Consider the following 9,027-nt stretch of genomic DNA (forward strand, 5'->3'; position numbering starts at 1 on the left):
CCACCCCCCCCCCCCCCCCCCCCCCCCCCCCCCCTCCCTCCCCCCCCCCCCCCCTCCCCTCCCCCCCCCCCCCCCCCCCCCCCCCCCCCCCCCCCCCCCCCCCCCCCCCCCCCCCCCCCCCCCCCCGCCCCCCTCAAATCCCCGACCCCCTTCCAGAACCACCGACCGCGCGTAGGCGGCTGCCGCGGGCGCGAGACGCAAGGCACCGTGGCCCGCCAGGGCATGCACGTCGCGCCAGAACCGCTGCAACGGCTCCGTCTCGGACTGGACCCGCGTCCCGCCGCTGCGGAACAGCCGCTCCACCACGGCGACCAGCATCTCCACGGCCACGGCCGCGTCCCGCATGTTCCGGGCCACCGGCAGCCGGTCGAGCGGGGCATGGTCGGCGCGTTCGGCGGCGCCGCGCAGCAGGAGGTACGAGGCGTCGATCTCGGCGGACGAACGGGCCAGCACCTGCTGGGCCACGCCGTCGTCCAGGCGCCCGCCGCCGTCGTCCGTCGCGCGCCCGACCAGCCCATCGGTCCAGGCGCACAGCGCTCCGCGCGCCGCGCCCAGCGCGGGCGCGGCGAACATGAGGGAGGCCACCAGGGGGAACGGGACGCGGTGACAGCGCGCCGCGCCCTCCTCGGGGCGCCCGGTGGCCAGTACGTCGCGGGACATGGTGCGGTGCGAGGGCACGAAGGCGTCGACCACGGTCACGGAGTTGCTGCCGGTCCCGCGCAGTCCACTGTTGCGCCAGGTGTCCTCGACCGTGAAGTCGGCGCGGGGCAGGGCGAGGATGCGGGGGCTCCGGCTGCCGTCGCCCGGCTCGGGGGCGGCCAGGAGCAGCCAGTCGGCGTGGTCGACGCCGCTCGCCAGGTGCCAGCGGCCGGACAGGCGGTAGCCGCCGGGCGCCTCGGCGAGGTCCCCGGCCGGCGGCACCACGGCCGCCGCGATCGGCACGTCCGGGCCGGCGTCCCAGATCTCGGCCTGCCCGCGGTGCGGCAGGTGCGCGGCGAGCCTGCCGTGGGCCGCCTGGAGCGCGGCACACCAGGCGGCCGAGGCACACCCCTCCCCCAGCAGGGCGACGGACTCGACGAGTTCGGCGAACGTGCCCGCATCGCCGCCGAACTCCGCAGGGACGAAGTGGCGCGGGAACCCGGCCCGGGTCAGCGCCCCGGCCACGGCCGGGTGCAGGGTGCGAAGGAGCTCGGACTCCGCCGCGTGGCGCGCGCCGAGGGTCGCCGCGTCCCGCACGGTGACCCGGGTGGGGGGCGTCGGGGCGAGGTGACTGGAAAGCGTCATCTTTTTGCTCTCTCTCTGTGGGTGCATGACCCGCACTTGACGAAGTGGCTTATATTCACCGGACGGAGCCCCTTGCGCGGTACTCCGAGATGGGAAAGGATTCCTCCACGAAGGAATCTTTTGGGGAGGTGTTTAGGTGGGGACTACGCGATGGTGAAGCAGGACCGAGCACGACGTACCTATGCGCTGGTCCTGAACGCGGCGGCCGAGGAGTTCGCCGCCCAGGGGTTCGCCGGCGCCAACCTGGAGACCATCGCGCGACGCACCGGGCTCACCAAGGGGGCGCTCTACGGGCACTTCTCGTCCAAGGCCGCCCTGAGCGCCGAGCTGACCCGGCAGTTCGAGCAGCACTGGCAGAAGGCCCTCGACGCAGCCGCCGACTCCGACAGGGCACCGGTCCAGGTGCTCGACGCATTGCTCACGGAACTGTCCCACCGCGTCCGGCACGACGCCCTGTTCGGCGCCGGCCTGCGCCTGGTGCTGGACGAGGCGTGGTCCGAGGGGGTCCGCGCCAAGCAGGTGCAGGAGTTGCAGGAGCTGCTGCAGCGACTGGTGGCGGTGGCCCAGGACAGCGGCACGATCGATCGGGTCCACCGGCCCGAAGTGCTCAGCCAGCTCCTGCTCGCCGTGCTGCTCGGGCTGCGGCACATCACCGCGGGCTCCCAGGTGACACTGGACGACGCCTCCCCGCAGGTGTGGCGGACACTGCTGCCCGCGGTGTGCCACCCGGCTCCCGGGGGCATCCCGGCATAGTGGCCCAACCCTCCCGCAGGGCAAGGTGGTTGAGCACGGGGTCAGCACCCACCACCACCGGACGGCCCACGGCGCGCAGCAGGTCCGCGTCGCTGGAGTGGTCTCCGTACGCATGACAGCCGGCCGGGTCCGCGCCGCGCTCCCCCATCGTCCGTCGCGCCAGTTCGGCCTTGCGCGGGCCGATCACCGGCGGGCCGACCTCGCCGGTCAGCACGCCCTCGCGGACCTCGGGCGTGGTGCAGAGCACGGTGTCGACCCGCAGGACGTCGGCGACCGGCGCCAGGCACGGCAGGAAGGATCCGGAGACCAGCGCGATGTGGTGACCGGCGCGCCGGTGGGCGCGCAGGGCCTCGACGGCGGGCGGGTGGAAGAGGTCCCCGCGGGCCTGTTCCACGGCGAACCAGTCCCGTCCGGCCCGGTGCAGCTCGTCGGCGCGCGCACCTCGGAAGTTGCGGTAGAAGGCGCGGTTGAGCTGGGCCCGGGACGCCCCGGCGGCCTGCTGTCCAAGGTGTTCGTCGCGCGCCCGGGCGTATCGGTTCCGGTCCTCGCGGGACCGTTGCCACCAGAAGGCGAGGAAGCTGGCCATGCTCTTGCGGTTGATGAGCGTCTCGTCCACGTCGAAGAAGGCGACGGCGTTTGAGGGGTGGTTCATGGTGTCCTTGCCGCCTCCGGCTCCGGGCGGCGGCAGTTCGGGGGAGGCGGATGGTGACACGGCGGGTCCGGCCGGTACGACCTGCCGGTGGGGTACGTCGGAAGGGGCGGACGGCCGTCCGGGCAGGGCGGCCCGGCACGAGGTGTCCACCGCCGGTTCAGACCGCGTGGGCGCTTGGGAGGTGACTCCGGTGGTGGCCGAACTCCCCGTGCCGGGCGGCGCCCTTGACCTCGCGGCCTACCGTTTCGACCTCGCGCAAGAGCTGGTCGACCCGGCTCTGGAGCACCGAGCCCGCGGGCGTCAACTCGATGGGGCAGCGGCCCCGCCGCAGGAAGAGGACGACCTCGAGGGACGATTCCAGGCTCTTGATCTGACCAGTGACGGTGGACTGGGCGCAGTGCAGGTTCCTGGCCGCCCGCGTAAAGCTCAATTCCCGCGCCACTTCGCGGAAGACACGCAACTGATGGATCTCCACGACGATCCCCTTCTGGCCGTACGACGGTGGGCGTCAGACAGTGACGGGCGGCTGACAGGTCCCGTGGAGGCGGTACGTCGTGGTGGCCCGGGCGAGGGCGACCTCGCCCTGGAAGGCCGTCAGCCGGACCGACCGGTCACCCGGCCCCGCGGACGGCGCGTGGTGCTGGTGGGCCCGGATCGTGACGGGGACGTCCAACTCGCCGAACGAGTCGAAGCTGACCTCGCAGCCCGTCATCAGGTGGGACCTGAGCTCCCCGGACTGGCGCAGTGTCTGGTGGCCCGCCTGGCGGAACGCCTCGACGAGGGCCATGCCGGGGACATGGTCGCACGCATGCTCGAAGTAGCCCGGGTGCCCGGTGGCCAGGTGCACGCCGAACCGCCCGACCCCCTCCCTGCTGAGCAGCACGTTCTCCGGGCGGACCTGCCCCACCTCGGTGGGCGAGAGCAGCATCCCGGGCCGTGTCGGCCGGGGTCCGCCGACCAGCGTGGACACGCGGTAGCGCAGCGCGGTGTAGGACTCGTCGCCGACCGCGAGGAGCCTCACCGAGGCTCGGCCGCAGCGCTGTCCGTCGACGTGGACGGCCGTGGAGAAGCGCGCCTCGAAGCGCTCGGCGGTCGGGTTGCCGTTCGGGGTGAACCGCCCGTCGAGCACCACGTGCAGCGGTGTCGCCCCTACCCGCAGCGGGTGCGGGACATCGATGTCAAGCCGCAGGTCGCAGAAGATGAAGCGGTGGGTCAGCGACACGTCGTGGAAGCGGTGGGCCGCGTAGACGGCGGCCTGACGGACGGTTTCGACCATCAGGACGGGGTCGCTGAAGCCCGCCTCGTCCGGTTCGTACAGCGCGTGACTGCGCGGCCACTGCGCGGCTATGCGGACACCTTCCGTGTCGTCCACTCTGCACGCGTCCGTCAGGAAGACCTCGGACACGGCGGCGCGGTGCACCAAGGCCCGCGACACCGTCTGGTCGTAGGTAAGAGCGTGTTCCGACGCGCCCATGCCCTGGACGTTCTCAGAGATGCAGATCGACATGACCCCCCCAGCAGCCCCAGCGAGTGGGACTATGATCGACTTCGGGAAAATATACATTCCCGAAGGGATATTTCAAGAGCAGAGCCCCACCGGCCCACAGGGGCACTCCCAGGGCTCACACGACGAAGGAGGCGGGCTTCGGTGCACGCTACGAACAGCAGCCCGGACACGACCCAACCGGCCACCAGCCAGCCCAAACAGGAGCGTTCGCGACGCACCAAGGCCCAGATCCTGACCGCCGCAGCCGAGGTGTTCGCGGAGCGGGGCTACCCCACCGTCACCCTGCAGGACGTCGCGGACCGGGTCGGGATGACCAAGGGCGCGGTGTACTTCCACTACGCCAACAAGCACGTGCTCGCCATCGCCGTCGTCGAGGAGCACTACAAGCGCTGGCCCGAACTCGTGGAGCGCATGCGCGCCTCGAAGGGCACTCCGCTCGACACACTGCTCGCTGTACTGGACGGCACGGCGGAGGCGTTCCGCGGCGACAGCGTGGTCCAGGCCGGCGCCCGGCTGCAGATCGAGCGCTCCCTGATCGGCGGGAACCTCCCCAAGCCGTACGAGTGGTGGCGGGAGATGCTCGCCACCCTGATCGCGGAGGCCAGGGACGCGGGGCAGCTCCGCGCCGACACCGATCCCGAGGCCCTCGCCCGGGTGGTCGTGTCCGCGTTCTTCGGCGTCCAGCACATCTCGGACGTGCTCACGGAGCGCGCCGACATGATGGAGCGGTACGTCGAAATGCGTGACGCCGTGTTCAGGGGCTTCGTCGTCGACTGACGCGGGACCGGAGCTCACCAGAGCCGACGCGAGCCGTTGCGGGTGCTGGCGCCGTCACGGTGTCATACCGCGCCCTGCGGCCATTGCCGAAGCGCCGTATGAACCGACTCGACCACTCTGCGCCAGGACCCGTCGAGGTCTCGGGGGTGCCCGAACCCGCCGGTCGCCTCGATCGTGATGAAGCCGTGGAACGTGCTTCGCATGAACCGGACCGCGTCGGTCAAGTCAGGCTCTTCGAGTTCGTAGGCCCGCAGCACCGCATACGTCAACTCGATGTTTCGGACGAACCCCTTGGCGTCGGATATCTGGTCGAGGTCCAGCCTCATCTGAGTTGCCGCGTACCGTCCGGGACAGCGCAGAGCGTACTTGCGATACGCGTCGGCGAAAGCCATGAGAGCACCCTTCGCGGACCGGCCGGCGATGGCGGCGGCGAGTTCGTCGCTCATCTCCTCGGCCGCGAGCAGCGCCACCCGAGTCCGCACGTCCTGGAGATTCTTGACGTGCGCGTACAGACTGGCGTCCTTGACTCCGAAGTCGCGGGCCAGCGCCGAGAGAGTGACCGCCTGGATACCGACCTCGTCGGCCAGGGCGGCAGCGGCCTGCGTGATCTTCTCGACGGTCAGGCCCGCTCGTTTTCTCACACGCTTCCCTAATAATCCAAGCCTTCTACCGTAAGCCTCTAGCTTACTGCCCAGCGCTCTGAGCGGGTAGTCCGGGTGCCGTACGGGGGAGAATGCCGGGGGCGGCCGTCGGCAGTCCTCGTACTGACAGCGGCTCGGGGCTCTTGTTCAACTCGTCGATCCGACCGCGGACGTCCCGCTCGAGTCAGGTCGGGCTGCGGGCGGTCCGACAGCGGCGTGGCCCCACGGCAACCGACGCACGAGTTGCTCGCCGTCCCCCTCGACGAGGGGACTGTGCCCTGGCTGCCGCCGAACTCGGCATGGAGGTGGGTCCGCCGGGACCGTTCTCCCACGGCGCCTGGTTCCAGTCGCCGGCGGCGACACGTCGCAGCTGCGACGACGGTCCAGGCGGTTCTCTCGCGAGCAACGGATGTGCTCCCCCTCGCCCGATCCGTCCGACGCACCTCGTCGAGCCGAGCCGAGGCAGTGGCGCGGTGCCGCCACCGGAGGGCACCGAGCGGGATCCACCCCCGTGCGCGACAGCGTCCCTCGTCGTGACATCCCGTACTGGATGCGGCCCACTGCCGACCCGCCCCGCTTCGCGGACCGCCCGCCGAGCCGCTCTCCCGGCCGCGTAGGCTCCCGACGTATGCACGTGGTCGCCGTTCTCGCCCTCGACGGAGTGTCAGCCCTCGATCTGGCCATCCCCTGCCAGGCGTTCGCGATTCCCACGGGCCACGACGGGACACCGGCCTACGAGGTGCGCGTCTGTGCCGATCGGGCGGTGGCGGCGACGGCCGGCCCGGTCGAGCCGTTCCGGATCTCCTCCTCGTACGGCTGGGACGACGTCCTGGGCGCGGGGACCGTGGTCGTACCCGGCATCCCGCACGACCAGGTCCCGTCTCCGCGGGCGCTGCGACTGTTACGAGAGGCGGCGGCCGGCGGGGCCCGCATCGCCTCGATCTGCACGGGAGCCTTCGCTCTGGCCCACGCCGGGCTCCTGGAGGGGGGCGCCGCGCGACCACCCACTGGCGGTTCACCGACGTGCTTGCGGAGCTGTTTCCGGGCATGCGTGTGGACCCGTCGGTGCTCTATGTGGACGAGGGCCGGATCCTCACCTCGGCCGGGATCGCCGCCGGGCTCGACCTGTGCCTGCACTTGATCCGCCGGGACCACGGCGCGGCGGTGGCCGCGATGGCCGCGCGCACGCTGGTGATGCCGCCCCAACGAACGGGAGGACAGGCGCAGTACATCGAGTACCGGGCGCCCGAGGAGGACACGGCCGACCTCGGTGACACCCTGCAGTGGATGCGCGGCGAACTCGGCGAACCGCTGAGCCTGGCCGACATCGCCGCACACGCGATGATGAGCCGCCGCAGCCTGGCCCGGCACTTCCGCGCCCAGACCGGGACCACGCCGCTGCGCTGGCTGCTCGCACAGCGCGTCCAGCGCGCCCGGGAACTCCTGGAGACGACGGCGCTGCCGCTGACCCGGGTGGCGGAGGTGTGCGGGTTCGGCTCCGTCGAGACACTGCGCCACCACTTCGCACGGCAGGTCGGCACCACACCGTCCGCCTACCGGGCTGCCTTTCTCGTCTGAGCGGCGGAGCGGAGGGCCTTCAGGCGCAAGGGGGTTGGCCGGATCTTCCGCACCCGCGGCACGCGTGCCCGTTCCATGGGTCTCGAGCCGCCGGAAGACTGGGCGTGTTCCCACGTCCCGGCGGTCTCGTACACCACGCCGCCACTCCTCACGGAGGCCCCGTGTCCACCCGCCCCAGCGCGACTTCGCGGCCGGAAGCCACTCCCCCGCGCGCACGCCCGCTACGCGTCCACACCGTCCTGTACGACGGCGCCGAGGAGCAGGACTTCGCCGGTCACGTGGAGGTGCTCGGCATCGCCGGTGAGAAGCTCGTCGCACAGTCCTTCGTCCATGTCGAGGGCCCCCGGCGGGTGACGACGTCCGCCGGTATGGAGATCGTGTGCCGGGACGCCTGGTCGCCCCGCTCGGCGGACGTGATCATCGCGCCCGGCGCGGGGTACGGAGACGGCTCCGGGCTCCAACGGGAGATCCGGCGGGGCGTCCTGCCCCGGGCCCTCGCGGCGGCCCCCAGAAAGGGCCTCGTCCTCGGCGCCGTGTGTACGGGCACCATGCTGCTGTCGGCGGCGGGCCTGACGGCCGGGCGCCGCTGCACCACCCACCACATCGCCCGGGACGAGCTGCGCCGGGACGGCGGACACGTGGTCGGCGGCAGGGTCGTCGACGACGGCGGCCTCGTCACCTGCGGGGGCGTGTCCGCCGGAATCGACAGCGCCCTCTGACTCGTCGGGCACCTGCACGGCCGGGACCACGCGCGCGCGGTGAGGCGTGAACTCCGGTACGACCCCGCACCCCCCTACCTCGCCGACGAGCCGCTCGCCCTCTGAGGCCCTTCCCGCTCCTCGCCGACCACCCAGAAGGAGACGATCCGTGAAGCGACGCACCCTCCTGCGCACCGCGACCGCGCTCGGGGCCGCCGGCATCGCCACCGGCGCCACCACGCACAACTCCGCCGCAGCACCACTCCGACACGAGAGTGCCGACTCCCTTCGCGTGCACGTCGTGCTCTTCGAGGGCGTTGAGGAACTCGACCTCGCGGCCCCTTATGAAGTGTTCGCCGCGTCCGACTACTTCACCGACCGAACCGTCCAGATCCGCTACGTGGCCCTCGACGGCCCTCGCACCGTCACCGCCGCCTACGGCACCCGCCTGCGCGCCGACCACGCCTGGGCCCCGGAAGAGGCCGACCTGCTGGTCGTTCCCGGCGGTGGCTACGCCCGCCGTGAGGACCCCGGCGTCTGGGCCGAGATCCAGCGGGGCGACCTGCCCCGGGCGCTGGCGCGGGCCCCCCGGCCGGGGCTCACCATCAGCGCTCTGTGCACCGGCGTGATGCTCCTGTCCGCCGCCGGCCTGACCAACGGCCGGCCCTGCACCACCCACCACCGGGCCAAGGCCGACCTGGAACGCCAGGGCGGGGTCCTGAAGAACGCCCGCGTCGTCGACGACGGTGACCTGGTGACCGCCGGGGGCGTCACCTCCGGCCTCGACCTCGCACTCCGGCTGGTCCACCGCGAACTCGGCGTCGATGCCGCGCTCGGCCTGGAGAGCATGCTGGAGTACGAGGCCCGCGGCACCGTCTGGACCGCGCGCCGGAACAACTCCTGACCCCGGCACGACCCGGCTCGTGGCCGTCGCACGCCGACGTCCGTCTCCGGCCGGGAGCGGCGCCGAGGCCGCCCGCCCGGACCCAGGCGGGGATGTCCTCTGTCGCGTCGGGCTCGTTGACCAGACCGAGCCACACCGGCCTAGGGAGCGTATCGAGTCGTGATCAATCTGCGGGATGCGGCTTCGTGGCACAGTCTGGCCCGGTAGACCGTCATGTATGACGCGAGTGCAAC

General features: G+C 72.1%; 9 protein-coding genes and 1 pseudogene. 5 read left to right on the forward strand and 5 right to left on the reverse strand.

What is annotated here, in order from left to right:
• Nucleotides 1-1,284: acyl-CoA dehydrogenase family protein (locus tag AC0682_RS31005; RefSeq protein WP_478536542.1), on the reverse strand; the 1,284-nt coding region annotated here is incomplete at its 3' end.
• Nucleotides 1,285-1,434: 150 nt separating this feature from the next.
• Here AC0682_RS31005 and AC0682_RS31010 point away from each other — a divergent pair.
• A complete protein-coding gene (locus AC0682_RS31010) occupies nucleotides 1,435-2,037 on the forward strand; it encodes a TetR family transcriptional regulator (RefSeq protein WP_478536543.1) in 603 nt (200 codons plus the stop codon).
• Here the strand turns inward: AC0682_RS31010 and AC0682_RS31015 are convergent.
• The 3 genes from AC0682_RS31015 to AC0682_RS31025 all read right to left on the reverse strand — a co-directional run bounded on the left by AC0682_RS31015 (nucleotide 1,934) and on the right by AC0682_RS31025 (nucleotide 4,196).
• The gene (locus AC0682_RS31015; RefSeq protein ID WP_478536545.1) at nucleotides 1,934-2,689 is read right to left on the reverse strand and encodes an HAD family hydrolase; all 756 of its coding nucleotides are present in this window, start codon (nucleotides 2,687-2,689) and stop codon (nucleotides 1,934-1,936) included. The two genes, AC0682_RS31010 and AC0682_RS31015, sit on opposite strands and share 104 nt — an antisense overlap.
• Before the next feature lie 157 nt (nucleotides 2,690-2,846).
• Nucleotides 2,847-3,164 (reverse strand): LysR family transcriptional regulator, encoded by a 318-nt coding sequence (locus AC0682_RS31020; RefSeq protein ID WP_478536546.1) that lies wholly within the window; start codon nucleotides 3,162-3,164, stop codon nucleotides 2,847-2,849.
• Between the two features lie 33 nt (nucleotides 3,165-3,197).
• Nucleotides 3,198-4,196: a ScbA/BarX family gamma-butyrolactone biosynthesis protein gene (locus tag AC0682_RS31025; protein WP_478536547.1), complete on the reverse strand. Its 999-nt coding sequence runs from the start codon at nucleotides 4,194-4,196 to the stop codon at nucleotides 3,198-3,200.
• Between the two features lie 141 nt (nucleotides 4,197-4,337).
• Between AC0682_RS31025 and AC0682_RS31030 the strand changes: the two genes are divergently transcribed.
• Nucleotides 4,338-4,973 (forward strand): ScbR family autoregulator-binding transcription factor, encoded by a 636-nt coding sequence (locus tag AC0682_RS31030; protein WP_478536548.1) that lies wholly within the window; start codon nucleotides 4,338-4,340, stop codon nucleotides 4,971-4,973.
• 62 nt (nucleotides 4,974-5,035) lie between these two features.
• Here AC0682_RS31030 and AC0682_RS31035 read toward each other — a convergent pair whose 3' ends face one another.
• A complete protein-coding gene (locus tag AC0682_RS31035; RefSeq protein ID WP_478536549.1) occupies nucleotides 5,036-5,614 on the reverse strand; it encodes a TetR/AcrR family transcriptional regulator in 579 nt (192 codons plus the stop codon).
• A gap of 628 nt (nucleotides 5,615-6,242) precedes the next feature.
• Here AC0682_RS31035 and AC0682_RS31040 point away from each other — a divergent pair.
• From AC0682_RS31040 to AC0682_RS31050, 3 genes and pseudogenes are all read left to right on the forward strand, one after another.
• Nucleotides 6,243-7,192: pseudogene (locus AC0682_RS31040) on the forward strand (GlxA family transcriptional regulator).
• 161 nt (nucleotides 7,193-7,353) lie between these two features.
• A complete protein-coding gene (locus AC0682_RS31045) occupies nucleotides 7,354-7,911 on the forward strand; it encodes a DJ-1/PfpI family protein (protein ID WP_478536551.1) in 558 nt (185 codons plus the stop codon).
• Between the two features lie 148 nt (nucleotides 7,912-8,059).
• Nucleotides 8,060-8,794, forward strand: coding sequence for a DJ-1/PfpI family protein (locus AC0682_RS31050; RefSeq protein ID WP_478536552.1), 735 nt, complete (start codon nucleotides 8,060-8,062; stop codon nucleotides 8,792-8,794).
• Nucleotides 8,795-9,027: the final 233 nt, after the last annotated feature.

The sequence above is a fragment of the Streptomyces sp. NPDC043746 genome (genome assembly GCF_056436485.1).

Coding starts and splice junctions, on each gene's coding strand:
- AC0682_RS31010 (WP_478536543.1), top strand. CDS start 1,435: ATGGTGAAGCAGGACCGAGCACGACGTACCTATGCGCTGGTCCTGAAC.
- AC0682_RS31015 (WP_478536545.1), bottom strand. CDS start 2,689: ATGAACCACCCCTCAAACGCCGTCGCCTTCTTCGACGTGGACGAGACG.
- AC0682_RS31025 (WP_478536547.1), bottom strand. CDS start 4,196: ATGTCGATCTGCATCTCTGAGAACGTCCAGGGCATGGGCGCGTCGGAA.